Source organism: Salinarimonas chemoclinalis (assembly GCF_041514305.1).
GTDB lineage: Bacteria > Pseudomonadota > Alphaproteobacteria > Rhizobiales > Beijerinckiaceae > Salinarimonas > Salinarimonas chemoclinalis.
The window spans coordinates 104224-130811 of sequence record NZ_JBGMWH010000006.1 but is presented as its reverse complement, the minus strand read 5'-3'; the positions used below and the strand labels follow the sequence as shown (position 1 = coordinate 130811).

General features: G+C 72.3%; 21 protein-coding genes. 5 read left to right on the top strand and 16 right to left on the bottom strand.

Going from position 1 to position 26588, the window contains the following annotated elements; all coding sequences use genetic code 11:
* Nucleotides 1–12: 12 nt before the first annotated feature.
* The 5 genes from AB9M23_RS12355 to AB9M23_RS12335 all read right to left on the bottom strand — a co-directional run bounded on the left by AB9M23_RS12355 (nt 13) and on the right by AB9M23_RS12335 (nt 6320).
* The gene (locus tag AB9M23_RS12355; RefSeq protein ID WP_372424850.1) at nt 13–474 is read right to left on the bottom strand and encodes a BLUF domain-containing protein; all 462 of its coding nucleotides are present in this window, start codon (nt 472–474) and stop codon (nt 13–15) included.
* 70 nt (nt 475–544) lie between these two features.
* Nucleotides 545–817, bottom strand: coding sequence for a YMGG-like glycine zipper-containing protein (locus tag AB9M23_RS12350; protein WP_372424849.1), 273 nt, complete (start codon nt 815–817; stop codon nt 545–547).
* 65 nt (nt 818–882) lie between these two features.
* Entirely contained in the window at nt 883–2490 is a 1608-nt protein-coding gene (locus tag AB9M23_RS12345) for a carboxyl transferase domain-containing protein (protein ID WP_372424848.1), read from the bottom strand.
* 87 nt (nt 2491–2577) lie between these two features.
* On the bottom strand, nt 2578–4725 hold the full coding sequence (gene mdoH, locus AB9M23_RS12340; protein ID WP_372424847.1) for a glucans biosynthesis glucosyltransferase MdoH: 2148 nt from the start codon (nt 4723–4725) through the stop codon (nt 2578–2580).
* The gene (locus tag AB9M23_RS12335; protein ID WP_372424846.1) at nt 4722–6320 is read right to left on the bottom strand and encodes an OpgD/OpgG family glucan biosynthesis protein; all 1599 of its coding nucleotides are present in this window, start codon (nt 6318–6320) and stop codon (nt 4722–4724) included. Before AB9M23_RS12335 ends, mdoH begins: the two co-directional genes overlap by 4 nt.
* A 341-nt stretch (nt 6321–6661) precedes the next feature.
* Between AB9M23_RS12335 and AB9M23_RS12330 the strand changes: the two genes are divergently transcribed.
* Nucleotides 6662–7900 carry an exonuclease SbcCD subunit D gene (locus AB9M23_RS12330; RefSeq protein WP_372424845.1) on the top strand — a complete coding sequence of 413 codons (1239 nt, stop codon included), beginning with the start codon at nt 6662–6664 and terminating at the stop codon, nt 7898–7900.
* A gap of 1 nt (nt 7901) precedes the next feature.
* Entirely contained in the window at nt 7902–11678 is a 3777-nt protein-coding gene (locus AB9M23_RS12325) for an AAA family ATPase (protein WP_372424844.1), read from the top strand.
* A gap of 204 nt (nt 11679–11882) precedes the next feature.
* On the opposite strand, the gene acnA is transcribed toward AB9M23_RS12325, so the two are convergent.
* Entirely contained in the window at nt 11883–14582 is a 2700-nt protein-coding gene (gene acnA / locus AB9M23_RS12320; protein ID WP_372424843.1) for an aconitate hydratase AcnA, read from the bottom strand.
* A gap of 221 nt (nt 14583–14803) precedes the next feature.
* Here acnA and ccmA point away from each other — a divergent pair, with 221 nt between their 5' ends.
* Nucleotides 14804–15448: a heme ABC exporter ATP-binding protein CcmA gene (ccmA, locus tag AB9M23_RS12315; protein WP_372424842.1), complete on the top strand. Its 645-nt coding sequence runs from the start codon at nt 14804–14806 to the stop codon at nt 15446–15448.
* Nucleotides 15442–16110, top strand: a complete 669-nt coding sequence (gene ccmB / locus AB9M23_RS12310) for a heme exporter protein CcmB (RefSeq protein ID WP_372424938.1) — start codon at nt 15442–15444, stop codon at nt 16108–16110. Before ccmA ends, ccmB begins: the two co-directional genes overlap by 7 nt.
* A 60-nt stretch (nt 16111–16170) precedes the next feature.
* On the opposite strand, the gene AB9M23_RS12305 is transcribed toward ccmB, so the two are convergent.
* The 10 genes from AB9M23_RS12305 to AB9M23_RS12260 form a co-directional block, all read right to left on the bottom strand.
* A complete protein-coding gene (locus AB9M23_RS12305; protein WP_372424841.1) occupies nt 16171–16500 on the bottom strand; it encodes a type II toxin-antitoxin system HicB family antitoxin in 330 nt (109 codons plus the stop codon).
* On the bottom strand, nt 16497–16676 hold the full coding sequence (locus AB9M23_RS12300) for a type II toxin-antitoxin system HicA family toxin (RefSeq protein WP_372424937.1): 180 nt from the start codon (nt 16674–16676) through the stop codon (nt 16497–16499). Before AB9M23_RS12300 ends, AB9M23_RS12305 begins: the two co-directional genes overlap by 4 nt.
* Nucleotides 16677–16803: 127 nt before the next feature.
* The gene (locus AB9M23_RS12295) at nt 16804–17220 is read right to left on the bottom strand and encodes a metallopeptidase family protein (protein WP_372424840.1); all 417 of its coding nucleotides are present in this window, start codon (nt 17218–17220) and stop codon (nt 16804–16806) included.
* 5 nt (nt 17221–17225) lie between these two features.
* Nucleotides 17226–17519, bottom strand: coding sequence for a hypothetical protein (locus AB9M23_RS12290; RefSeq protein ID WP_372424839.1), 294 nt, complete (start codon nt 17517–17519; stop codon nt 17226–17228).
* A gap of 26 nt (nt 17520–17545) precedes the next feature.
* Entirely contained in the window at nt 17546–18973 is a 1428-nt protein-coding gene (leuC, locus tag AB9M23_RS12285) for a 3-isopropylmalate dehydratase large subunit (protein ID WP_372424838.1), read from the bottom strand.
* A 159-nt stretch (nt 18974–19132) separates the two neighbouring features.
* Nucleotides 19133–19603, bottom strand: a complete 471-nt coding sequence (rplS, locus tag AB9M23_RS12280) for a 50S ribosomal protein L19 (RefSeq protein WP_372424837.1) — start codon at nt 19601–19603, stop codon at nt 19133–19135.
* 77 nt (nt 19604–19680) lie between these two features.
* Nucleotides 19681–20181, bottom strand: coding sequence for an NfeD family protein (locus AB9M23_RS12275; RefSeq protein ID WP_372424836.1), 501 nt, complete (start codon nt 20179–20181; stop codon nt 19681–19683).
* Between the two features lie 25 nt (nt 20182–20206).
* Nucleotides 20207–21154 (bottom strand): SPFH domain-containing protein, encoded by a 948-nt coding sequence (locus AB9M23_RS12270; protein ID WP_372424835.1) that lies wholly within the window; start codon nt 21152–21154, stop codon nt 20207–20209.
* Between the two features lie 132 nt (nt 21155–21286).
* Nucleotides 21287–23926, bottom strand: coding sequence for an ATP-dependent chaperone ClpB (gene clpB / locus AB9M23_RS12265; protein WP_372424834.1), 2640 nt, complete (start codon nt 23924–23926; stop codon nt 21287–21289).
* Nucleotides 23927–24090: 164 nt separating this feature from the next.
* Nucleotides 24091–24990, bottom strand: a complete 900-nt coding sequence (locus AB9M23_RS12260; RefSeq protein WP_372424833.1) for an EamA family transporter — start codon at nt 24988–24990, stop codon at nt 24091–24093.
* A gap of 261 nt (nt 24991–25251) precedes the next feature.
* On the opposite strand from AB9M23_RS12260, the gene AB9M23_RS12255 reads away from it, so the two are divergent.
* On the top strand, nt 25252–26574 hold the full coding sequence (locus AB9M23_RS12255) for a D-alanyl-D-alanine carboxypeptidase family protein (protein WP_372424832.1): 1323 nt from the start codon (nt 25252–25254) through the stop codon (nt 26572–26574).
* Nucleotides 26575–26588: the final 14 nt, after the last annotated feature.

The window sequence follows — 26588 nt, the reverse complement described above, 5'->3', positions numbered from 1 at the left end:
CTGATCGCTCCCTCAGGTCAGGGCCTCGATGCCGCGCTTGGCCAGCAGGCACTGCTGGAGCGCGAGCATGCACTCGTGGACCTGCATCGGCTTGGGCGTGCCGCGCGCGAAGGCCTCGTCGAGGGCGTACTTCTCCAGCACGTCCTGGGTCATGAGGTTGCGCTCGAGCAGTTCCAGCGAGGGCAGGAGCTCGCGGCGCGGGATCTCGCGCCACTCGATGATGCGCACCTCCTTGTGCCGGTTGTCGGAGGCGATCCGCTTGAAGGTCGTGTTGAGCGCGTCGCGGTCCCCCTCCAGCATGTGGCCGAACCACCCGCGGTCGAGGACGAGGATCGAGGTGATCAGCCCGAACTCGTTCTGTCGCCGGCTCGAGCGCACCAGCCGATCGAGCTGCTCCGCCCGTTTCGCCTGGTCGCGATCGAGGGTGCAGCGGCTGAAGTAGCTGATTCTGCTGAGGCTGGAACGGTTGAGCATGGCGCCTGTCGCGTGACGTTCGACGTCACGCTCGCATCATGCGGATAAGAATCGGTAAAGCGCGATTTCCTCAGGGGCACTGCACGGCGATGCGGCGCCCGCGGGCATCGACGGCCGTGCAGGCCCGCGGCGTCGTCTCCGCGCCGACGATCGCACCGGCGGCGCCGCCGATCACGCCGCCGACGAGCGCACCGCCCACGCTGCGCGTGGCGGCTCCGCCGATCACCGCACCGGTTCCGGCACCGATCGCACCGCCGGTCAGCGCGCGGTCGGTGCGGGAGTAGGGGCTGCAGGCGCCGACGGCGAGCGCGAGGACGAGGCAGGCGAAGAGCGGGGCTTTCATGACGTGATCTCCCGGGCGATGGCCGTGAAACGTGCGGCCACGGCCGAGGTTCCCGAGACCGACGCTCACATGCGGAACACGCCGAAGCGCGTCTGCGGGATCGGCGCGTTGAGCGTGGCCGAGAGCGCGAGCGCGAGCACCCGGCGGGTCTCGGAGGGCAGGATGACGCCGTCGTCCCACAGCCGCGCCGTCGCGTGATAGGGCGAACCCTCGGCCTCGTACCTGTCGCGGATCGGGGCCTTGAAGGCCTCCTCCTCCTCCGCCGTCCAGGCCTTCCCCTCCGCCTCGATGTTGTCGCGCCGCACGGTGGCGAGCACGGAGGCCGCCTGCTCGCCGCCCATCACGGAGATGCGCGCGTTCGGCCACATGAACAGGAAGCGTGGGGAATAGGCGCGCCCGCACATGCCGTAATTGCCCGCGCCGAAGGAGCCCCCGACGATCAGCGTGAGCTTGGGCACCTGGGCGCAGGCCACCGCCGTGACGAGCTTCGCACCGTCCTTGGCGATGCCGCCGGCTTCGTACTCGCGCCCGACCATGAAGCCGGTGATGTTCTGGAGGAAGAGGAGCGGGATGCCGCGCTGGCAGCAGAGTTCGACGAAATGCGCCCCCTTCTGCGCGCTCTGCGAGAACAGGATGCCGTTGTTGCCGATGATCCCCAAAGGCATGCCGTGGAGGCGCGCGAAGCCTGTGATCAGCGTCGTGCCGTAGAGGCGCTTGAACTCGTCGAATTCCGAGCCGTCGACGAGGCGCGCGATCACCTCGCGGATGTCGTACTGCTTCTTGAGGTCGGTCGGGACCACCGCCTCGAACTCGTCCTCGTCGTATGCGGGCTCGACCGGCTCCGCGAGCGCGAGGTCGACGCGCTTGACGCCGTTGAGGTTCGCGACGATCCGCCGGACGATGGCGAGGGCGTGCGCGTCGTCCGTGGCATAGTGGTCCGCGACCCCCGAGAGGCGCGCGTGCACGTCCGCCCCGCCGAGGTCCTCCGCCGAGACGACCTCGCCCGTCGCCGCCTTCACCAGCGGCGGGCCGCCGAGGAAGATCGTGCCCTGGCGGCGCACGATCACGGTCTCGTCCGACATCGCCGGCACGTAGGCGCCGCCCGCCGTGCACGAGCCCATGACGCAGGCGATCTGCGGGATGCCCATGCCCGACATCTGCGCCTGGTTGTAGAAGATCCGCCCGAAATGTTCGCGATCGGGGAAGACCTCGGTCTGGTGGGGCAGGTTCGCACCGCCGGAATCGACGAGGTAGATGCAGGGCAGCCGGTTCTCGCGGGCGATCTCCTGGGCGCGCAGGTGCTTCTTCACCGTCATCGGGTAGTAGGTGCCGCCCTTGATGGTCGAATCGTTGCACACGATCATGCATTCGCGGCCCGAGACCCGGCCGATGCCGGCGATGACGCCGGCGGAATGGATCGCGTCCTCGTACATCCCCCATGCCGCGAGGGCGCCGATCTCCAGGAACGGCGCGCCGGGATCGAGGAGGCGCATCACCCGCTCCCGCGGCAGCAGCTTGCCGCGGGCGAGATGCCGCTCGCGCGCCTTCGCCGGCCCGCCCGCGGCGACCTCCTCCCGGCGCGCCCGCAGATCCGCCGCGAGCGCGGCCCAGGCGGCGCGGTTCTCCCGCGCGTCGTGGGACGAGAGGTCGATCTGCGAGGCGATGACGGGCACGGGCGGGCCTCCGAGGGACGCTGTGAGACGACCCGCGGGTTATGCGGCAGCCGCAGGCGGATCACAAGCGGGGGGAGCGCCCGCCCATCACGCCGCCTGCGCCTGCGCGGGCGACGGGGGCCGGATCCGGTCGAGCAGCCGCTCGATCCCCTCGCGGCGCGAGAGCAGCGCCACGGTCTCGGCGCGGTCCATCTCGGCGAGCCCCTCCTCCACACTCTCGGCGGCGTCGAGCCGGGCGAGCGCGACGACGAAGGCCGGGTCGACCCCGATGCGGCCCGCGGGGGGCGGCGGCAGCATCGCGACGTGGAGCGCGGTCAGCGAGGGCGTGTCGAGCAGGCGGGTCGCCGCCGGCCGCTCGGCCCCCAGCGCCGCGGCGATCTCGCCGCGCAGGGCGCGGGCGCGCACCAGCATCGGCGGGGCGGCGCGCTCCTCGGGGGTGCGCAGCAGGCCCGCGTCCGCGATCCGCGGGACGGGCCGCGCGGTCAGCCCGGAGAGCGGGATCGCGAGCACGAGGCCGATCACCGCCGGGCTCGTCCACAGGAACACCGCCGGCGAGACCGCGAGCGCCGCGACGCCCAGCCCGAGGCCGAGCGCCGTGTGCCAGCGGTGGCGCCGGGCGATCTCCGACCACGGCACCGAGCCGTCTTCGCGCCGCTGCGCCTTCCAGCCGGCGTCGCGGCCCGCGAGGATCTGGAACACCGCGGCCGACTGCAGCGCCATCATCACCGGCGCGAGCAGCGCGGAGACGAGCGTCTCCAGCAGGACGCCGGCGGTCGCGCGCAGCGGCCCGCCCAGCCCGCGGCGCACCGGGCCCGACGTCATCGCGACGAGCAGCCCGAAGAGCTTGGGCAGCAGCAGCACCGCCATCGTCGCCCCGAACAGCCCGAGGGCGCGCTCGAAGTCGATCACCGGCCAGGTCGGGAAGAGCGCGAAGTCGGCCGCGAAGTAGTCCGGCCGCACGAACTGGGCCTGGAGCGCGAGCAGCAGGCCCGACAGCAGGAAGGCGAGCCACAGCGGCGCGGAGAGGTAGGACAGGATGCCGATCGCGAAGTGCATCCGGCTCACCGGATGAAGCCCCCGCGCGAACAGCACGCCCGCGTGCTGGAGGTTTCCCTGGCACCAGCGCCGATCCCGCTCGGCGAGATCGACGAGCGAGGGCGGGCTCTCCTCCCACGAGCCGGAGAGCGCCGGGTCGATCTCGACCGCCCAGCCCGCGCGGCGCATCAGCGCCGCCTCGACGAAGTCGTGGCTCATGACCGGCCCGCCGAAGGGCGCGCGCCCCGGCAGGTGCGGCAGGCCCGCGCTCTGCGCGAAGGCCTTCGTGCGGATGATGGCGTTGTGGCCCCAGTAGTTTCCGGCGTCCCCGGAGAACACCGCGAGCCCCGTCGCCATCACCGGCCCGTAGACCCGCGCGGCGAACTGCTGGAGGCGCGCGAACAGGCTCCAGCGCCCCACCAGCAACGGCACGGTCTGGAGCAGGCCGAGTTCCGGGCGGCGCTCGAGCGCCAGTGTCATGCGCACGAGGGTGCGAGGGGTCATGACGCTGTCGGCGTCGAACACGACGAAGGCCGGGTAGGCGTCGCCGAAGCGCCGCACCCATTCGGCGATGTTGCCGGCCTTGCGCTCGACGTTCTTCGGGCGGCGGCGGTAGTAGATCCGCGCCCGCGGGCGGCGGGCGGTGCGGATGGCGAGGAAAGCCGCCTCCTCCGCGAGCCAGACGTCGGGGTCGGTCGTGTCGCTGAGCACGAAGAGGTCGTAGGCCTCGTGCACGTCGGCGTCCGCCAGCGCCTCGGCGGTGGCGACCGCGGTGGCGAAGACCCGCGCCGGGTCCTCGTTGTAGGTCGGCAGCAGGATGGCGGTGCGCGTTCGCGGCCGGGCGCGCGGCGCGAGGAAGTGCGGCGGCGAGAACCGTCGGCGCAACAGCACCGCGGTGCCGAGCACGGCCAGCGCGAAGGCGAAGGCGATCCATCCGATCGTCGTCGCGAACAGGACGAGCATGACGATCTCGACCGACGTCAGGGACGCCACCGAGAGCACCGCGTGCATCTCGCGGGTGAGACCGGCGGCGATCACGACGGCCGTCACGATCGCGAACGCACGCGCGACCCGCGTGCCGCGCCGGGGCGCCGGCGCGCCCTGCGGGACGGGGCGCGCGCCGAGGTCCTGGACCGGCATCGCGAGCGGTGCCTCCGGCGGCAGCGCCGGATCGAGGGAGGTCAGGGGATGAGCGGTCATGCGGGCAGCCACCTGTAGAGCCAGGTCTCGGAGACGACCGTGCCGTCGCGCACGAGCGCGCAGCGCAGCTCGGACACGGGCGCGCCCTGCGGATCGAGCTCGATCGCCACGCGCACGCCGCCGATGTCCGGGTCGGTCTTGACCACCGGCGTCGAGAGCACGCCGGCGGACGCGGTCACCTGCGCCGTGAGCGGCGCGGCGCCCTCCTCCATCAATGCATCGCCGACGAAGTCGACGACGAAGATCCGCTTGTCGCGCTCCGCCTGCGGCCGGCCGACCTCGGACAGGCCCGAGAGCGTGCGGCGGACCTTGGCGAGCCCGTGCTGGACCGGCGGCTCGCCGCGCCAGTGGAGCCGGTAGGCGAGCTGGAAGGGCACGCCCGCGGCGAGCGGCATGCGCGGGCGCCAGAAGGCGACGGTGTTGTCGTGCACCTCGGCGTCCGTGGGGATCTCGACGAGGACGACGGCGCCCTCCCCCCAGTCGCCGATCGGCTCGACCCAGAGGCTCGGGCGACGGTGGTAGTCGGCCTCGAGGTCCTGGTAGACGGCGAGATCGCGCTCGCGCTGCATCAAGCCGAATCCGTGCGGCTTGCTATCGAGGAAGGTGGCGATCTGGAGCGTGCGCGGGTTGAGGATCGGCCGCCAGAGCCATTCGCCCTGGCCGTTCCACATCAGGAGCCCGTCCGAATCGTGCACCGCCCCGCGGAAATCGTCGATCCCGATCCGGTCGTGACCGGAGAAGTAGAACATCGAGGTGAGCGGTGCGACGCCGACCGTCGCGATCTCGACGCGCGGGTAGAGCACCGCCTCCACCTCGATCAGGGTGGAGGCGCCCGGCCGGAGGCTGAAGCGGTATGCGCCCGTGGTGCTCGGGCTGTCGAGGAGGGCGTGGACGACGATCGTGTCCGCGTCCGGCGCGGGCGTCTCGACCCAGAACTCGCGGAAGGTCGGGAACTCCTCGCCCGCCGGATCGGCGGTGCCGACGGCGAGCCCGCGTGCCGAGAGCCCGTAGGCCTGGCCCCTCGCGACCGCGCGGAAGTAGCTCGCGCCCTGGAAGACGGCGAACTCGTCGAAATAGTCGTCCCGGTTGACCGGCGCGTGGATGCGGAAGCCCGAGAAGCCCAGATCCTCGATGTCGGCGGGCGGGTCCTCGACCAGCGGGCCGTAGGAGAACATCGCCGGGTCGAAGATCAGCTTGCGGCTCGTGCCGCCGTCGACGATGCGGATCGCCACCGGCTCGCGGTAGCCGAAGCCGAGGTGGAAGAGCTGGAGCTGGAACGGGCTCTCGCCGCCGGCCCAGATCGCGCTCTCCGGACGGAAGCGGATGTCGCGATATTGGTCGTAGTCGAGACCGGCGAGCGTCTCCGGCAGGTCCTGGGGCGGCGGCACCCAGGGGGCGGCGGCGAGGGCCTGGGCGCGCTCGCGCACCAGAGAGGGACGAAAGGGCTCGGGCGCACCCCAATGCTCCGCGCCCTCGGCGAGGGCTGCGGCGAGCGCGCGACCGGGCGAGCCCGGACGCGGGGCGAGCGCGAGCGCGGCGGCGAGCGCCAGCACCGAGCGGCGAGAGACCGACACGAGGAGTTCTCCGACTGTCATGAAGACGTCCGCCCGGGCCGTTCGCGGGCGCGCGGCAGGGGGGTGCCGCGCGCGGGTCCGCTCGCTCTCGGTCGACGCACTTGCATGATACGCTTCCGTTTCGCGCTGCACAACGGCCGAGGAGGCGGATCGTTCGATCTCGCACGCCGAAACCGTCGCGCTGCGTGCCGGAGGCTGGCGACGATTTCGGCGCAGATCGTGGCGGGCGTCGGGCGAGGATGGGGAATCGATCCCAAACGGCCGCGGCCTTTTCCCGTTTATCGCGTGCGTCCAGCGAACGATCGTCCCGCCGGCCCTGGCGAATCACGCCCGAACCGGTGGAGATGGCGCCCGGAGGACGGATGGTCAGGATCCTGCACACCGCCGATTGGCATCTCGGGCACACGCTCGCCGGCTATTCCCGCGAGGCGGAGCACCGCGCGGCGCTCGACGCGCTCGTCGCGATCGCCGCGCACGAGGCCGTCGACGCGATCGTCGTCGCGGGCGACGTGTTCGACGCGCTCAACCCGTCGGCCGAGGCGCAAACGCTCTTCTTCGACACGCTGGCGCGCCTGCGCGCCGTGCGACCGCACGCGGCGATCGTCGTCGTCGCCGGCAACCACGATCCCGCCGGGCGGCTCGAGGCGCCGGGCGGGCTCTACCGGCTCGCCGAGGTGACGGTGGTCGGCACGATCACGCGGCGCCCGGAGGGACCCGACCTCGCCCGCCACCTCGTGCCGGTGCGCGACGCGCACGGTGCGATCGGCGCCCACGTGCTCGCCGTCCCCTTCCCGCGCGTGGCGGACCTGCCACCGCTCGACGGCGCGGTCGCCGGCTCTCCCGTCGTCGCGGGCGTGCGAGCGCTCTACGGCGACCTGATCGCGCGCGCGAAGGCCGCGATCGGCGAGAGCCCGCTCGTCGTCACCGGGCACCTGCACGTCTCGGGCGGCCTCGAATCGGAGGGCGCCGAGCGGCGCATCCTGGTGGGCGGCGAGCACGCGGTGCCGCCCGACGTCTTCCCGGAGGCGGCCGCCTACGTCGCGCTCGGCCACCTGCACCGCCCCCAGGCGGTCGGGCGCGAGACGATCCGCTACGCGGGCTCGCTCTTCCCGCTCTCGAAGACCGAGAGCGGCTACGATCACGGCGTCACCATCGTCGAGATCGCGGGTGCGGACGTCGCGTCGCGCCACGTCCCCCTCCCCCGCCCCGTCCCCTGCCTGCGCGTCCCCGCGCGCGGCGCGATCCCCGCGGGCGCGGTCGAGGCCGCGCTCGCGGGCCTCGGGCTCGCGGACGACCCGGCGGCGAGCGCGCGCCCCTTCGTCTGGCTGAGCGTCGCCGTGGAGGGTCCCGCCGTCGGGCTGCACGCCGAGATCGGGGACCTCGCCGAGCGCTTCCCCGTGCGCCTCGCGGGGCTCGCGCTGGAGCGCCCGGCCGCCGAGGGCGACGTGGCGCAGGCCGAGGCGCTCGCGGTGCGCCTCGCCGAGCGCGCACCCGCGGAGGTCTTCCGCGAGGCCTACGCCGCACGCCACGGCGCGGCGCCGACGCCCGCCCACGAGGACGCCTTCGCCGCCCTGCTCGGCATGGACGAGGAGGAGGCCTGACATGCGAATCCTCGCGATCCGCGGCGAGAACCTCGCCTCCCTGGCCGAGCCCTTCGAGATCGACTTCGGGGCCGCCCCGCTCGCCGCCGCGGGCCTCTTCGCCATCACCGGCGAGACCGGGGCGGGCAAGTCGACGCTGCTCGACGCCTTGTGTCTCGCGCTCTACGACGAGTTCCCGCGGGTGAAGGCGGAGGGCGCCAACGAGCAGATCCCCGACGGCGAGAACCCGCCGCTTTCGGCCACCGACCCGCGCACGATCCTGCGCCGCGGCGCCGGGCGCGGCTTCGCCGAGGTCGATTTCGCCGCCCGCGACGGTGCCGTCTACCGCGTGCGCTGCGAGCTGAACCGCGCCCGCGGCAAGGCGACGGGCGCTCTGCAGAAACGCGGGCGCGCGCTCTGGAAGCTCGTCCCCGAAGGCGGGCTCGACGCGGTCGCGTCCGGCGTCGTGCCGGTGCGCCAGGAGGTGGAGCGGCTCACCGACCTCACCTGCGACCAGTTCCGCCGCACGGTGCTCCTCGCCCAGGGCGATTTCGACGCCTTCCTGCGCGCCGACGCGCGGGAGCGTGCGGAACTGCTCGAGAAGATCACCGGCACGGAGATCTACGCGACGCTCTCCAGGCGCGCCTTCGAGCACTGGCGCGAGACCAAGACCGCCCTCGAGGCGCTCGAGGCCCGCCGCGCGGGCATCGGCCTCCTCGCGCCCGAGGACCGCGCCGCGCACGAGGCGGAGATCGCGGCGCTCGTGCTGCGCAAGGCCGAGGAGACCGCCGCGCGCGAGGCGGTGGAGGCCGGGCTGCGCCGGCACGAGACGATCGCGACGGCGACGGCCAAGCGCGACGCGGCGGCCGCGGCGCTGGCGGAGCGTCGGGAGGCGGCCGAGGCGCTGACGCCGGAGCGGGCGCGTCAGGCGGCGCTGGAGCGGGCGGAGCCGCTGCGGGGGACGTTCGAGCGTGAGCGCGAGGCGGCGCAACGCCTGTCGACCCTGTGCGAGGCCGCGGCCGAGACGGTCGGCGGGCACGAGAGCGCCGCCGCCGCCCTCGTCGCGGCGCGCATCCGCGCCGAGGAGGCGCAGGCCGCCCGCGCCGAGGCCGAGGCCGCCTGCGAGCGGCTCGCGCCGGTCTGGGAGGAGGCCGCAGCCCTCGATCGGCGCCTCGCCGACGCCGCCGACGAGGCTCGCACGAAGACGGCCGAGCGAGACGGCGCGCACCGCTCCGCGGCCGAAGCGGGGCGTGCCGTCGAGGACCTCGCCGCGCGAATCGCGGCGGCACAATCCGACCGTGCCGAGACCGAAGCGGCGCTCGCGGCGGACGCCGGCCTGGCGCGCCTGGCGGACGGCTTCGAGGACCTCGCCGCGAGCCTCGCCGAGCGCACGCTCCTGCGCGACGAGATTACCGCGTTGCGGGCGAAGCAGGCGGCCGCATTCGCCGTGCTCGAGCAGCTCGCGGGGCGCCGGAGCGCGCTCGACGCGGCGGACGCGGAGGATGCCGCGGCCCGCGACGGCTGCGACGGACGGCTCGCCGAGAAGACCGCGGCGCTCGATGCGCTCGACGCAGCCTCCGCAGTGGCGCGGCTCGCGGCGCTCGACGCGGCGGATCGCACCTGCGCGCGGCTCTCCCCGGCGGCCGAGAGGGCGCGCGACGCGTCGGACGCCCTGGGCGAGGCGCAGGCGCGCCGTACGGCGGCCGCGCAGGCGGGTTCGGCGGCGCGCGACCGTGCGCGCGACGCCGAGACGGCGCTTTCGGCCGCCTCGGCCCGCGCCGACGAGGTCTCCCGCCTCGCGGACCGCGCAGAGGCGAGTGCATCCGCCAACGCTGCGCACCTGCGCGCGACCCTCGTTCCCGGCGAGCCCTGCCCCGTCTGCGGCGCGCGGGAGCATCCGCGCGCGGAGGGGCCGCCGGACGCCGTCGTCGCGGAGATTCGCGCCCGCCGCGCGACGCTCGTCGCCGAGCAGGAGGCCGCCCGCGAGGCCCTGGTGGACGCGACGGCTGCGCAGGCGGCCGCGGAGCGGGACGGCGCCGCGGCGGAGCACGCGATCGCATCGCAGGAAGAGCGGCTCGCTGCGGCGGCGCGGGCCTACGCCGAGGCGCGGGCCTCTTGGCAGGACGATCCCGTCGTCGCGGAACACGCCCCACCCGAGGATTGGCCCGACGCCGTCCCGAGACTCGCTGCGCTCGCCCGGGCGATCGGGACGATGCGGGAGGAGGCCGCGGGCATCGTGCGCAGGGCGGATGCGCTGCGCGCCGACATCGACGCCGAGCGCCGGCGACGCGACGCGGCGGCGCGGGAGATCGAGGCGCGGCGGGCCGCGCGCGCGGCGCTCGAGGCGGAGGAACGAACGGCGCGCGAGGGCAGGCTCGCCGCCGATACGAGCATCCCCGACCGCGAGGGGCGCCTCGTTTCGATCGACCGCGAGTGGACCCGCGTCTACGAGGCTGCCGGCCTCCTGCCCGCCGATCTCGACCGCGACCCCGAGGGCGCGCGCCGGCTGCTCGCGGGGCGCAGGGACGGATACCTCGCCCAGCGGTCGCGTCTGGCCGCGCTCGACGCGCAGATCGCCGCCGACCGCGAGGCGCGCTCCGCCGCCGAAGCCACGGCGCTGGCGGCGACGGCGGCCCTCACCGCCGCCGAGACCGCCGTCGCCGCGATCGCGAACGGTCTCGCGACGCTGCGCGAGGCCCGCGCCGGCCTTCTCGGCGGGGAGGAGACCCGCGCCCACAAGGCCCGACACGTCGAACTGGCGACGAAGGCGCGCGAGGCGTTCGAGGCTGCGCGCACCGACCGTGACGCGGCCGCGCAGGCGCTCGCCGTGGCGCATACGCGGATGACGGGAGCGCAGGCGGCGGTCGAGGAGGCGGTGCTGGGACACGCACGGGCCGAGGCCGGCTTCGCCGCCGCCCTCGCCGCGTCCGGCCTCGCCCGGGAGGACGCCCTCGCCCTCCTCGCCATCGCGCCCGAGGCGCGCGAGGCCCTGCGCGCCCGCCTCGCCGCCGCCGACGAGGCGGTGCGCGAGGCGGCCTCGCAGCTCGGCTTCTGCGAGGCGGCGCTGGCGGACGCGCTCGCGGCGGGCACGCCGGAGGAGGACGTCGAGACGCTCGCCGGCCGGCGCCGTGCGCTCCACGACGCCCTCACCGCGACCGACGAGGCGCTCGTCGCCGCGCGCGTCGCGCTGGAGCAGGACGACCGGGCCCGCACGCAGGCGGGACAGCTCGAAGGGGAGATCGCGGCGGCCGCCATCGTCGAGAAGCTGTGGCACGAGGTATCCGACGCGATCGGCTCCGCCGACGGCTCGAAGTTCCGGCGCTTCGCGCAGTCCGTGACGCTCGACCACCTCGTCGCGCTGGCCAACCGCCATCTCGCGGCGCTCGCCCCGCGCTACCGGCTGGAGCGCGCCGGCGGCGAGGGCGGCGGGGCCGGCGATCTCGGGCTGCAGATCCTCGACCGGGAGCTCGGCGACGCGCGCCGCTCGACCCGCTCGCTGTCGGGCGGGGAGCGCTTCCTCACCTCGCTGGCGCTCGCGCTGGCGCTGTGCTCGCTCGAGGGCCGCGGCTCCTTCGTCGACACGCTGTTCATCGACGAGGGCTTCGGCACGCTCGACGCCGCGACCCTCGACGTCGCCATCGACGCGCTCGAGACGCTCCAGGCGCAGGGGCGCAAGGTCGGCGTGATCAGCCACGTCGAAGCCATGCACCAGCGCATCCCGGTGCAGATCCGCGTGGAGAAGGCCGGCGGCGGCAGGAGCCGCGTGCGGGTGACGGGGGCGGGGCTCGCGATGCCCTGACCCTTTCACCCCGGGTCGCGAAGCGGGCCCGGGACCTAGAACCACAGGGGCGTGCTCAGCGTGCGCGAACGCGCCCACGAACGCCGCCGGGAGCCGTTCCCGCCACGGCGTATGCACGCCGCTCTACGAACACCCGTGATTCTGGGTCCCGGACTTGCTTCGCAATCCGGGATGACACCGTGGTCACCCCGGATCGCTCGAGTCTCACGCCGCGAGCGAGCGCAGCACGTAGTGCAGGATGCCGCCGTTGCGATAGTACTCGAGCTCGTCGAGCGTATCGATGCGGCACACGAGCGGCACCTCGAGCTTGGAGCCGTCGGCGCGGGTGATCTCGGCGATCACCGTCTGGCGCGGCTTCACGTCCGAGAGACCGCGCAGGCTCACCTGCTCGGCGCCGGTCAGCCCCAGCGACTGCCAGGACGTGCCCTCCTCGAAGACGAGCGGCATCACGCCCATGCCGACCAGGTTCGAGCGGTGGATGCGCTCGAAGGACTGGGCGACGACCGCGCGCACGCCGAGCAGCTTCGTGCCCTTCGCCGCCCAGTCGCGGGACGAGCCCGTGCCGTACTCCTTGCCGGCGAAGACGACGAGCGGCACGCCCTCCTCCGCGTAGCGCATGGCGGCGTCGTAGATGAACATCCGCTCGCCCGACGGGTGGTGGATCGTGTAGCCGCCCTCGACGATCGCGCCGCTCTCGTCCTTCACCATCTGGTTCTTGATGCGGATGTTGGCGAAGGTGCCCCGCATCATGATCTCGTGGTTGCCGCGACGGGTGCCGTACTGGTTGAAGTCGGCCACCGCGACCTGATGGCTCTGGAGATAGGCGCCCGCGGGCGAGGCGACGCGGATGTTGCCGGCCGGCGAGATGTGGTCCGTCGTGATCGAATCGAGGAAGAGGCCCAGCACGCGGGCGTTCTCGATGTCGGTGATCGGCTCCGGATCCTTCGTGATGCCCTCGAAATAGGGCGGGTTCTGCACGTAGGTCGAGCCCATCTGCCACTCGTAGGTCAGACCGCCCTCGATCTCGACCGCGCGCCAGTTGTCGTCGCCGGTGAACACGTCGGCGTAGCGCTCGCGGAAGAGCTTGCGCGTCACGGTGCGGTCGATGAATTCCTGAATCTCGGAGGCCGAGGGCCAGATGTCCTTGAGGTAGACCGGCTCGCCGTCCGAGCCCGTGCCGAGCGGCTGGCTCGCCACGTCGACCAGCATGGAGCCGGCGATCGCGTAGGCGACGACCAGCGGCGGCGAGGCGAGGTAGTTCGCCCGCACGTCCGGATTGACGCGGCCCTCGAAGTTGCGGTTGCCCGAGAGCACCGAGACGGCGACGAGGTCGTTGTCGTTGATCGCCTTCGACACCGGCGGCGGCAGCGGGCCGGAATTGCCGATGCAGGTCGTGCAGCCGAAGCCGACGAGGTTGAAGCCGAGCGCGTCGAGATCGTCCTGGAGGCCGGCGTCCTTGAGGTACTCGGCCACGACCTGCGAGCCGGGTGCGAGCGAGGTCTTCACCCAGGGCTTCACCTTGAGGCCCTTGGCGACCGCGTTGCGGGCGAGCAGGCCCGCGCCGATCATCACCGAGGGGTTCGAGGTGTTGGTGCACGAGGTGATCGCCGCGATCACCACGTCGCCGTGGCCCACGTCGAAGTTCGTGCCCTCGACCTTGTAGCGCTCGCCGTCGAGCGGCTTCTTGAACTCGCTCGCCATGGCGCCCTCGAAGGCGGGCTTGGCGTTGGTGAGAAGCACGCGGTCCTGCGGGCGCTTGGGGCCGGCCAGCGAGGGCACGACGTCGGAGAGCTCGAGCTCGAGCGTGTCGGTGAAGACCGGGTCCGGCGTGTCCGCCTCGCGCCACATGCCCTGCGCCTTGGCGTAGTCGCGCACCAGCGCGATGCGGTCCTCCTCGCGGCCCGACACCTCGAGGTAGTCGATCGTGCGCCGGTCGATGGGGAAGAGGCCGCAGGTCGCGCCGTATTCCGGCGCCATGTTGCCGATGGTCGAGCGGTCGGCGACGGGCATGTCCTCGAGGCCGGGGCCGTAGAACTCGACGAACTTGCCCACCACGCCCTTCTTGCGCAGCATCTCGGTCACGGTGAGCACGAGGTCGGTCGCGGTCACGCCTTCCTTGAGCTTGCCGGTGAGCTTGAAGCCGATCACCTCGGGGATGAGCATGGAGACCGGCTGGCCGAGCATGGCCGCTTCCGCCTCGATGCCGCCGACGCCCCAGCCGAGCACGGCGAGCCCGTTGACCATGGTCGTGTGCGAATCGGTGCCCACCAGCGTGTCCGGGTAGGCGACGTCCTCGCCCGTCTCCGGATCCTTGCGCACCCAGACCGTCTGCGAGATGTACTCGAGGTTGACCTGGTGGCAGATGCCGGTGCCGGGCGGCACGACGGAGAAATTGTCGAAGGCGGACTGGCCCCACTTGAGGAAGCGGTAGCGCTCGCCGTTGCGCTGGTACTCCAGCTCGACGTTGCGATCGAACGCCCTGGGCGTGCCGAACTCGTCGACGATGACCGAGTGGTCGATCACGAGGTCGACGGGCACCAGCGGGTTGATCCGCGCCGGATCGCCGCCGAGCGCGGCGATGCCGTCGCGCATGGCGGCGAGGTCGACCACTGCCGGCACGCCAGTGAAGTCCTGCATCAGGACGCGGGCGGGGCGGTAGGCGATCTCGCGACCGGCCTTGCCGCGGTCGTCGAGCCACGCGCCCACGGCCTCGATGTCGTCCTTGGTGACCGTGCGCCCGTCCTCGTGACGGAGCAGGTTCTCGAGCAGGACCTTGAGCGAGAAGGGCAGCCGGGTCACGCCCTCGAGGCCGTTCTTCTCGGCCTCGGTGAGCGAGTAGTAGGTGTAGGTCTTGTCGCCGACCGTGAGGGTGCGGCGGGCCTTGAAGCTATCGAGCGACGTCACTGGCGAATCCTCGCGTGCGCGTTGAACGGACGGTTGGTTTCGGCCTGATGCGCGGTTGCGCGCGCCGCTCCGGGAGCGCCCGGACTTCTCATGCGCGCGAAAACGGTTAGGACGTCAGTCACGCGGCACGGCGCAGCCAACGGCCCCTATAGTCGATTTGCGCGCGCCGCGCTACATGTCCGCGATCCAGTCCGGACTAATGCTGAAGTGGAATTTGGCCGTTGCGTCTCGTCGTCGAGGATCTGGAGAGCCGTCGCTCCGGCCGGCGCATCTTCGAGGGGGTGTCCTTCGCGCTCGGGCCCGGCGAGGCGCTCGTCGTGACCGGGCGCAACGGGGCGGGCAAGTCGACGCTGATCGCGATCCTGTCGGGGCGCCTGCGGCCCGCCGCGGGCCGCGTCGCGCTGGAGGGCGCGGGCGAGCGCACGCTCGCCGAGAGCCTGCACCTCGTCGGCCACCGCGACGGCCTCAAGAGCGCCCTCACCGCCGGCGAGAACCTCGCCTTCGCCGCCGACCTGCTCGGCGCCCGCGGACTCTCCTCGCGCGAGGCCCTGGAGCGCGTCGGCCTCGGGCACGCCCACGACCTGCCGGTCGCCTATCTCTCGGCCGGCCAGCGCCGGCGCACGGCGCTGGCGCGGCTCCTCGTCGCGCACCGCCCGCTCTGGCTCCTCGACGAGCCGACCTCGGCGCTCGACGTCGCCTCGCAGGAGACGCTCGCCGACCTGATGCGGTCCCATCTCGCCGGCGGCGGCATGCTCGTCGTCGCCACCCACCAGGCGCTCGGGCTCGAGAACCCCGAGCGACTCGTCATCGAGCCCGCCGCGGCGCGCTCGGACGCGGCGGCCTTCGATGCGGAGGGCGGCTGGTGACCGCGTTCCTCGCCCTGGTGCGCCGGGACCTGAAGCTGTCGGCCCGCGTCGGCGGCTCCGGCTGGCTCGGCCTCGTCTTCTTCCTGATGATCGTGACGCTCGTGCCCTTCGGGCTCGGGCCCGACCTGAACCTGCTCTCGCGGATCGGCCCGGCCATCCTCTGGATCGGCGCCGTGCTCGCGACGCTCATCGGCCTCGACCGCCTGTTCCAGGCCGACGAGGAGGACGGCTCGCTCGACCTGATGACGGCCTCGCCCCTGCCGCTCGAGCTCGTGGTGCTCGCCAAGGTGATCGCGCATTGGCTGACCACGGGCCTGCCGCTCGCCCTCGCGGCCCCGCTCTTCGGGCTGCTCGTCGCGCTCGATTGGGTCGGCATGGCGGCGGTCTCGGTGACGCTGCTCGTCGGTACGCCGGCGCTCACCTTCATCGGCGCGGTCGGCGCCGCGCTCACCGCCACGATCCGCCGCGGCGGGCTGATCCTGGCGATCCTGGTGCTGCCGCTGATGATCCCGACCCTGATCTTCGGCGTCTCGGCGGCGAACGCGGCACGGGGGGGCGACATCCCTTTCGGGACGCCGCTCATGATCCTCGCGGCGATCACGCTGGTGACGGCGGTGGTGGGAACGGTGGGGGCCGCGCTGGCGCTCAGGCAGGGGGAGTGACGCTAGAGTTTTCTCGCATCATACTTCCCGCGACCGGCATCCACTCGCTGGGATGATGCTCTAGCCCGCCACGCGTTCGAGCGCTTTCGAAACGTATTTGTTGAGGCTGAGACCGGCGCGACGCGCGGCGGTGGCCAGCTCCCTGTGCAGGCCCGGATCGATGCGGACGACGAACTTGCCGGAGAATGGTTTCTCGGACTCTTCGCCGCGCTCTCGGCAGAAAGCGAGGTAGTCCTCGATCGATTCCTGAAACGCGGACTTGAGGTCGTCTACGGAGCGTCCCTGAAAGGTGACGACGTCGCGCAGGTTCATCACCTCGCCGTGGAAGAGCTCGGCGTCCTCGTCGTACTCGACGGCGGCCTCGTAGCCCTTGTAGGTCATCGTCGTCATGGTGCGACACCCGCCTCCTGAAGAAAGCGCCTCACGGACTTCACGGCCCCCTTGTCCGTCTCCTTCGCCGGATGGGGGCGGTGGAACACGGCACGCACGCCGTTCAGCGCGACGCGAACGCGAGATCCGCTGCCTTCGCTGATCTCGGCTCCGACGGCCCGGAGCAGCGCCTCGATCTCCCGCTAGGCGATATCGGCGCGGACCGGATCGGCGAAGATCGCCCCGAGGGTGATCCGATGCTTGCTGCTCAACGCCATCTGATATCACGATCCGATATCATACGCCAGACGAGACGCGGGCGCCTCATCCCACCTGCGCCTCCAACGCCTCCATGTCCTCGTCCGAGAGCCCGAAATGGTGGCCGATCTCGTGGATCAGCACGTGGGCGATGATGGCGCCGAGCGTCTCGTCGTGCTCGGCCCAGTAGTCGAGGATGGGGCGGCGGTAGAGCCAGATCATGTTGGGGAACTGGCCGGACATCGGCTCTCCGGCCTCCGCGAGGCCGATGCCGCGAAAGAGGCCGAGCAGGTCGTATTCGCTCTCGGCCTCGAGCTCGGCGAGCGTCTCCTCGTCGGGCCAGTCGTCGACGCGCACGATCACGTTCGCCGCGAGGTCGCGGAAGGTACGCGGCAGGCGCGCGAAGGCCTCCTCCGCGAGGCGCTCGAACTCCTCCAGGGCGGGGGCCTTGAGCCCGAGCAGGTCGTCGCCTGGATGCGCCATCGTCTTCAGTACCAGCCGAGCGTGAAGCCGAGCCACACGAGGAGGAAGACGAAGAACGGCACCGCGAGCGCCCGCCCGATCCGACGCCCCCAGACCTCCATCGGGTCCGCCTCGCCGTTCGGCCCCGCGCCGGGAGCGTCGCGCCCGCCGAAATGGTCCGCCATGCGCTTGCCGATCTTCGCGCCGGCCGAACGGCCGATCGTCTCGGTGTCCTGGTCGACGCGCTCGAGCGTGCGGCGGGCTTCCGCCGCGCGGGCGTCGTCGTCGGGATGCGGGCGACGAGGCGGGGTGGTGGGCACGGACGCAGCCTCCTGGCGGCGGCGCCTCACTGCGCCGCCGTCTCCATCCCCGCCATCTCCCGCACGTCCACGAACCGCCCCGCGATGGCGGCGGCGGCCGCCATCGCCGGGGAGACGAGGTGCGTGCGGCCCTTGAAGCCCTGGCGGCCCTCGAAGTTGCGGTTCGAGGTCGAGGCGCAGCGCTCCTCCGGCGAGAGCCGGTCGGCGTTCATCGCGAGGCACATGGAGCAGCCCGGCTCGCGCCACTCGAAGCCGGCGGCGAGGAAGATCTCGTGCAGGCCCTCGGCCTCCGCCTGCATCTTCACGAGGCCGGAGCCCGGGACGATCATGGCGGAGACCGTGTCGGCCACGCGCTTGCCCTCGACGACCTTCGCCACGGCCCGCAGGTCCTCGATGCGGCCGTTCGTGCACGAGCCGATGAAGACGCGATCGAGCGTGATGTCGGTGATCCGCGTGCCGGGCTCGAGGCCCATGTACTGGAGCGCACGCCACTTCGACGCGCGCTTGTTCGGGTCCTCGATCTCGTCGGGGTTGGGCACGACGCCCGCGACCGACACGACGTCCTCCGGCGAGGTGCCCCAGGAGACGATGGGGGGCAGGTTCGCCGCGTCGAGCACGATCTCGCGGTCGAAATGGGCACCCTCGTCGGTCTTGAGGCTCTCCCAATAGGCCACCGCCCGATCCCAAGCCTCGCCCTCGGGCGCCTTCGGGCGGTCCTTCAGGTAGGCGTAGGTCTTCTCGTCGGGCGCGATCAGGCCGGCGCGGGCGCCGCCCTCGATCGACATGTTGCAGACCGTCATGCGGCCTTCCATCGACAGCGCCCGGATCGCCGAGCCGGCATATTCGATCACCGAGCCGGTTCCGCCGGCGGTGCCGATCTCGCCGATGATGGCGAGGATGACGTCCTTGGCGGTGACGCCGGCGGGGAGATCCCCCTCGACGCGCACGCGCATGTTCTTCGCCTTCCTCTGGATCAGCGTCTGGGTCGCGAGCACGTGCTCGACCTCGGACGTGCCGATGCCGTGGGCGAGCGCCCCGAAGGCGCCGTGGGTGGAGGTGTGGCTGTCGCCGCACACGATCGTCGTGCCCGGCAGCGTGAAGCCCTGCTCGGGCCCGACCACGTGGACGATGCCCTGGCGGGCGTCGCGCTCGTCGTAGTACTCGACGCCGAACTCCGCGGCGTTCCGGGCGAGCGTCTCCACCTGGATCGCGCTCTCGGGATCGGCGATACCCTTCGAGCGGTCGGTCGTCGGCACGTTGTGGTCCACGACCGCGAGGGTGCGGCTCGGCTGGCGCACCCTGCGGCCGGCGACGCGCAGGCCCTCGAAGGCCTGGGGCGAGGTGACCTCGTGCACGAGGTGGCGGTCGATGTAGAGGAGGCAGGTCCCGTCCGGCTGGGTGTCGACCACGTGGTCGTCCCAGATCTTGTCGTACATCGTGCGGGGCTTCGTCATCGTCTCGACCTCGTGGATACCGTGCCGCCCGAACTTAGCGACGCGCGCGCGCCGTGCAAGGCGTCCCGCCGCCGCGTGGGGCATCCGAAAACGAAACAGCGCGGCCGTGATGGGGCCGCGCTGCGCACACGCCTGCCGCGCCGGAGCGCGAGGAGCGGATCACTCCGCGGCGTTGCCCGCCGCGGCGGCCTGCTTGGCGGCCTCCTTGGCCGCCTTCTCGGCCGCGGTCTTCTCGGCGCGGGCCTGGTTCTCGACGTCGCGCTGGCGCTGGGCGCGGCGATCGGTGCGCTCGGCGATGCGGGCCGACTTGCCGCGGCGATCGCGCAGGTAGTAGAGCTTCGCGCGGCGGACCTTGCCGCGGCGCACGACGTCGATCGACTCGATCATGGGCGAGTAGACCGGGAAGACGCGCTCCACGCCCTCGCCGTAGGAGATCTTGCGAACCGTGAAGCTCTCCTGGATGCCGCCGCCGTTGCGGGCGATGCACACGCCCTCGTAGGCCTGCACGCGGGTGCGGTCGCCTTCGCGGACGCGCACGTTCACGATCACGGTGTCGCCCGGCTCGAAATCCGGGATGGTCTTGCCGAGCTTGGCGATCTGCTCCTGCTCGAGCTGCTGAATGATGTTCATCGGTCCAACTCCTGCCGTTGCGCGGCCGTGACGACCGGCGCGGGATTTCGGCGTCCTGTTTTGAATTGTGGGGCGCTTTAGCCGATGGCGGAGGGTTTGTCGAGAGGCACCTCGCGCGCCGCCTCGGCCCGGCGGACCACCGGCTCGTCGTTCTCGATGCCGACGATCTCGACGAGGTCACCCGGAGCGAGCGCGTCGGCGCTCGACGCGGCGAAGGTCGTGTCCTGGACGCGGATGCGCCCGCGCCCGGCGGCGAACGCCGTCACGGCCACGGTGCGCGTGCCGACCAGGCCGGCGAGCTCGCGGTTGAGCGTCGACGCCGCCGGATCGGTCGCGCCCTTGCGCTGGAGGAGGATCCCCAGGCCGACCGCCGCGAGCATGTTCGCGGCGAAGGTCGCGAGCTGCCAGGCGAGCGGGAGATCCGGCAGGAGGGTGAGGACGAGCCCGGTCGCGAGCGCGCCGAGGCCGATCCACAGCAGGAACACGCCCGGCACCACGATCTCCAGCCCGGCGACGGCCACGCCGGCGATCAGCCAGGCCCAGCTCGCGTCGAACACGGTCTCGAGCAGCGTCGTCATCGTCCCTCCTCCCGCCCGTTCGCGCTCACGTCCGCGTCGTGCCCGTCGTGCCCTGCGCAGCCGGGCCCTGCATGGTGCGCACGAGTTCGCCCACCCCGGCGATCGCGCCGGTGACGCCGGCGGCCTCGAGCGGCATCAGCACGAGCTTGGAGTTGGCCGAGGACCCGATCGCCTGCAAGGCCTCGACGTATTTCTGGCCGAGGAAGAACTGGACGGCCTGGATGTCGCCCTCGGCGATCGCGCGCGAGACCATCTGCGTCGCCTTGGCGTCGGCCTCCGCGGCACGCTCGCGCGCCTCCGCCTCGAGGAAGGCGGCCTCGCGCAGGCCCTGCGCCTTGAGGATCTCCGCCTCGCGCATGCCCTGGGCCTTCAGCACCTCCGCCTCGCGCAGGCCGTTGGCCTCGGTGACCGAGGCGCGGCGGCGGCGCTCCGCCGTCATCTGGAGGTTCATCGCCGCCTGCAGGTCGTCCGACATGCGCAGGTCGCGAATCTCGATGCGCATGATCTTGACGCCCCAGGGATTCGTGGCCTCGTCGATGATCGCCATCAGCGTCTCGTTGATCTCGGCGCGCTTGGAGAGCACGTCGTCGAGATCGAGCGAGCCGATCACCGAGCGCAGGTTCGTCGTCGTCAGGTTGACGATCGCCTCCTGCAAGTCCTTGACCTGGTAGGCGGCACGCGCCGCGTCCTGGACGCGGAAGAACACCACGCCGTCGGCGATCACCGAGGCGTTGTCACGCGAGATCACGGTCTGTGCCGGCACGTCCAGCACCTGCTCCATGATCGAGAGCTTGCGGCCGATCGCGTCGATGAAGGGCACGATGATGTTGAGTCCCGAGTCGAGGGTGCGGGTGTAGCGCCCGAACCGCTCGACGGTCCATTGCTCGCCCTGCGGCACCGTCTTGATGCCCGCGAAGATGGTGGCGACGACGATCGCGACGATGATCGCCATGAAGATGAGAAACGCGTCCATTCCGTTCGCTCCGATTCGGGAATGCACCAGCCGCCGAGGCCCGTGGAGCGTCGTCGCACGCCGATGGTTTACGTCGGCTCACCAGCGGCACGAAGGGCCGCCTCGTCCGAGGCGGCCCTTCCCTCCCCGTCCTCAGTGCAGCGCCGCCCCGGCCGGCTTCGGCCGCGCCGCGCGGTCCTCCCCCGCCGCGTACTCCCCGATCATCAGCCCGAGCGGGCCGACCGTCACCGGCACCGTCTCGCCGTCCTTCACCGCGCCCGACAGGATCAGCTCGGCGAGGGGGTCCTGCACGGACTTCTGGATCGCGCGCTTGAGGGGCCGCGCGCCGTAGGCCGGGTCCCAGCCCTTGTCGGCGAGCCAGTCGCGGGCCTCGTCGGAGAGCTCGACCACGATCTTGCGCTCCTCCAGCAGCCGCGCGAGCCGGCGCATCTGGATGTCGACGATGGCGCCCATCTCGCTCTTCTGGAGGCGGTGGAAGAGGATCACCTCGTCCACGCGGTTGAGGAACTCCGGCCGGAAGGCCGAGCGGACGACGCCCATCACCTCGTCGCGCACGGCGTCCGTGTCCTGGCCCTCGGGCTGGTTCACCAGGTACTCGGCGCCCAGGTTCGAGGTCATGATCACGAGCGTGTTGCGGAAGTCGACCGTGCGGCCCTGCCCATCCGTCAGCCGCCCGTCGTCGAGCACCTGGAGCAGGACGTTGAACACGTCCGGATGCGCCTTCTCGATCTCGTCGAAGAGCACGACCTGGTAGGGTCGCCGGCGCACGGCCTCGGTGAGCGCGCCGCCCTCCTCGTAGCCGACGTAGCCCGGAGGCGCGCCGATCAGCCGGGCGACCGAGTGCTTCTCCATGTATTCCGACATGTCGAGCCGGACGAGCGCCGTCTCGTCGTCGAACAGGAACTGCGCCAGCGCCTTGGTCAGCTCGGTCTTGCCCACGCCCGTTGGGCCGAGGAACATGAACGAGCCGATCGGCCGGTGCGGGTCCTGGAGCCCCGCGCGGGCGCGGCGCACCGCGGTCGAGACGGCGATCACCGCCTCGGCCTGGCCGACGACGCGCTTGGCGATCGCCTCCTCCATGCGCAGGAGCTTCTCGCGCTCGCCCTCCAGCATCCGATCGACGGGCACGCCGGTCCAGCGCGAGACGACGGAGGCGACGTGGTCGGGCGTCACCGCCTCCTCCATCATGCCTTTCGCGTCCCCGTCGCCGCCCGCCGCTTCGATCGCGGCGACTTCACGCTCGAGCTGGGGGATCTCGCCGTAGGCGAGCTCGCCGGCGCGCTGGTACTCGCCCTTGCGCTGGGCCTGGGCGAGTTCGGTGCGGGCCTCGTCGAGGCGCTTCTTGAGGTCGGCAGCGCGGCCGAGCTTGTTCTTCTCCGCCTGCCAGCGCGCCGTGATCGCGGCGGACTGCTCCTCGAGATCGGCGAGCTCGGCCTCGAGCTTCACGAGCCGATCCTTCGAGGCGGCGTCCGTCTCCTTCTTGAGCGCCTCGCCCTCGATCTTCAGGCGCACGATCTCGCGATCGATGGAATCGAGCTCCTCGGGCTTCGAGTCCACCTGCATGCGCAGGCGCGCGGAGGCCTCGTCGACGAGGTCGATCGCCTTGTCGGGCAGGAAGCGGTCGGTGATGTAGCGGTTCGACAGGGTCGCCGCCGCCACGATGGCGGAGTCCGTGATGCGCACGCCGTGGTGCTGCTCGTACTTCTCCTTGAGCCCACGCAGGATCGAGACCGTGTCCTCCACGGTCGGCTCCGACACGAACACCGGCTGGAAGCGGCGGGCGAGCGCCGCGTCCTTCTCGACGTGCTTGCGGTACTCGTCGAGGGTCGTCGCTCCGACGCAGTGCAGCTCGCCGCGGGCGAGCGCGGGCTTGAGCAGGTTCGAGGCGTCCATCGCCCCGTCCGCCTTGCCGGCGCCCACCAGCGTGTGCATCTCGTCGATGAACAGGACGATCCCGCCCTCGGCCGAGGTCACCTCCTGCAGCACGGCCTTCAGACGCTCCTCGAACTCGCCGCGGTACTTCGCGCCGGCGATGAGCGAGCCCATGTCGAGCGCGAGCAGGCTCTTGTCCTTCAGGCTCTCGGGCACGTCGCCGTTGACGATGCGCAGAGCCAGCCCCTCGACGATGGCGGTCTTGCCGACGCCGGGCTCGCCGATGAGGACGGGGTTGTTCTTGGTGCGCCGCGACAGGACCTGGATCGCGCGGCGGATCTCCTCGTCGCGGCCGATGACCGGGTCGAGCTTGCCCTCGCGCGCGGCCTCGGTGAGGTCGCGGGCGTACTTCTTCAAGGCGTCGTATCGGTTCTCGGCGGACGCCGAATCCGCCGTGCGGCCCTTGCGGATGGCGTTGATCGCCTGGTTCAGCGAGGCGGCGGTGACGCCGGCCTTGGCGAGCGCCTTGCCGGCCTCGGTGTCCTTCTCGACCGCGAGCGCGAGGAGGAGCCGCTCCACGGTGACGAACGAATCGCCGGCCTTCTCCGCGGCCTTCTCTGCGGCGTCGAAGACGCGCGCGAGGGAGGGCTGGAGGTAGAGCTGGCCGCCGCCGCCCTCGACCTTGGGCATGCGCGCGAGCGCCTGCTCGACGAGCTGGCGCGCCACCTTGGCGTCGCCGCCGGAGCGCTCGATGAGCCCCGAGGCCATGCCCTCGCCGTCGTCGAGCAGCACCTTGAGCACGTGCTCGGGGGAGAACTGCTGGTGACCTTCGCGCAGGGCGAGGGTCTGCGCGGACTGGAGGAAGCCCCGCGTGCGCTCGGTATATTTCTCGATGTTCATCGCCGAAACCTTCATGACGGACGGCGGGCGCCCTCTTCGAGAGGCACGCGCGCCGAGGGACGCATCATCCGGCCCTCCGAGGAGCGACCGGCTCAGTCCTCAAATGGTGTGACATTTCTGCCGCGCAAGCTGGTCCGGAGCTTTCCGTAGGGTGCGCTCCCGGCTCACACCGCCTTCCACAGCAGTGCGCCGACCCCCGCGACGATGAGCGCCATCCCCGCGAGTTCGCGCAGGGTGGTGGCCTGCGCGAACAGACGGCGCGAGACGATCTGGGCGAAGACCACCTCGACGAGGGCGAGCGTGCGCACGTTCGCCGCCGAGGTGAGCGCGAAGCCGAGGAACCAGAACTGCGAGGCGAGCGCGCCGAGGAAGCCCGCCGTCGACGAGCCGCGCCATTCGCGCAGCGAGCCCGCGAGCGCCCGACGATCGAACGCGAGGAGGTAGACGAGGAGGATCGTCGTCTGGAGCAGGAGCGCCGCGACGAGCGCGGTCGTCGCGCGCACCAGGAAGCCGCCGTCCTCGAAGGCGAGGATGGCGCCGCGGAAGGCCACCGCGGAGAGGCCGAACCCGCCGGCGGCGAGCAGCCCGAGCAGCGCCGGGCGCAGACCTCCGGCCGTCAGCTTCCCCGGGGTGTGCGAGACGAGGATCACGCCGGCCGTCGCCACCGCGATCGCGGCGAGCATCGGCCCGGTGACGGGATCGCCGATCACCGCGATGGCGAAGAGCGCGGTGAGCACGGGCTCCGTCTTCACGTAGGCGGTGACGACCGAGAAGGCGCGCTCGCGCATCGCCGCCAGCATCAGCGCGGTCGCGGCGATCTGCGCGAGCGCGCCCACGACGAGGAAGCCCACGAAGCCCTCGCCCGGCCGCGGCAGCGCCTCCCCGGTCGCGGCCAGGGCGGCGACGAGGAAGAGCGCGGCGAAGGGCAGGCCGAAGAGGAAGCGCACTTGCGTCGCCCCGATCGTGCCGATGCGCGCGGTCAGGTCGCGCTGGAGGGCGTTGCGCCCCGTCTGCACCACGGCGGCGGCGAGCGTGATCGGGATCCACAGGAGGGTGATGTCCATGGCGGCGCGTCCGTCGTCCCGCGCGTGGCGAGGGGCGCACGCGTCCGTTCTCAGGAGCACGTCCGGGCACGGCCGCGCAAGCACGGGCGCGGCAGCCGAGGCATGCACCGAGGAATGCACGCCCCGTCAACGAATTGCCGCCACGATCTGGAATTAGAGCGCACGTTTCGCTATGGTCCGCGTCGTGGTCCCCCGCCTCGCCGCCCGGCCGCCGTCGCGTCCACCCGCCCGCCCGAAGAGCCCGGAGCCCGACCCCTGCTCATGCGCGCGCCTCTCCAAGCGATCGCCGCGATCGCACTCCCGCCCGCCGCGACCACCCGTGGCCTCGTCGCCGCGCTGCTCCTCCTCCTCGCCGCGCTCGGCACCCTCGCCGGGCCTGCGCGCGCGCAGATCGACGAGGCGCCGCTGCTCCTGGCCGATCTCGACACCGGCGCCGTCATCTTCGAGCGCAACGCCACGATGCCGTGGTACCCCGCCTCGCTCACGAAGATGATGACCGCCTACGTCGCGCTCGACGCGGTACGCAACGGCCGCGCCTCGATGAACTCGCTCCTCGTCGTCTCCGAGAAGGCGGCCTCGATGCCGCCGTCGAAGATGGGCTTCGCGCCCGGCTCGCAGATCACCCTCGACAACGCGCTCAAGATCATCTCGGTGAAGTCGGCGAACGACGTCGCCTGGACCATCGCCGAGAACCTCGGCGGCGGCTCGGCGGACAGGTTCGTGGCGGAGATGAACGCCACCGCCCGCCGGCTCGGCATGACCGACAGCCGCTTCACGAACCCGAGCGGATTGCCCGACCTCTCCAAGAGCACCACGGCCCGGGACATGGCGCTTCTCGCACAGGCGCTGTGGCGCGACTTCCCCGGCCACCGCGCGCTCTGGGGCATGGACGCCATCGTCTATGGCTCGTCGGTGATGAGGAACCACAACGGCATCATCGGCCGCTACCCCGGCGCGACGGGTATGAAGACGGGCTACGTCTGCTCGTCGGGCTTCAACGTCGTCGCCACGGCGGAGCGCAACGGCCGGCGGCTCGTCGCCGTGGTCATGGGCCAGATGTCCTCGAACGAGCGCACGGCCCTCACCGCCTCGCTGCTCGAGCACGGCTTCACCGCGCAGCGGGGCCTGTTCGGCATCGGCGGAGGACGCTCGCTCGCCTCGCTGCCACGCTCGGCCGTGACGTCGCCGCCGGACCTGCGGCCGATCGTCTGCGACCCGAACCGCCGCCGCGGCGGCGAGAGCGACAACGATACGGACGCGATCGTCGTCGCCGGCGCGACGCCCGGCGCCTCCGACGCGCTCGCCTTCTTCGCCCAGCAGCGCACGACCCTGCCGCGGGTCGACCTGCCGGCGCGCCGGGCGCCGCAGCCCGTGCGCGTGTTCCTCGGCCTGCCGGAGGGCGTCTCCGCGCCCCCGACGCTGGCCTCCGCCGCGACCGCGACCGCCCCGAGCCCGCTGGGTTCGGGCCTACCGCTCAACATCCTGCCGCCACCGCGCAACGTGCCGCTGATCCCCGGCCTGCCGCCCCCGGACACGCCGCGCACCGTCACGACCCCGCTCCCGCCCCCGCGCCCGGCCTTCTGACCGGGCGCCGAGGC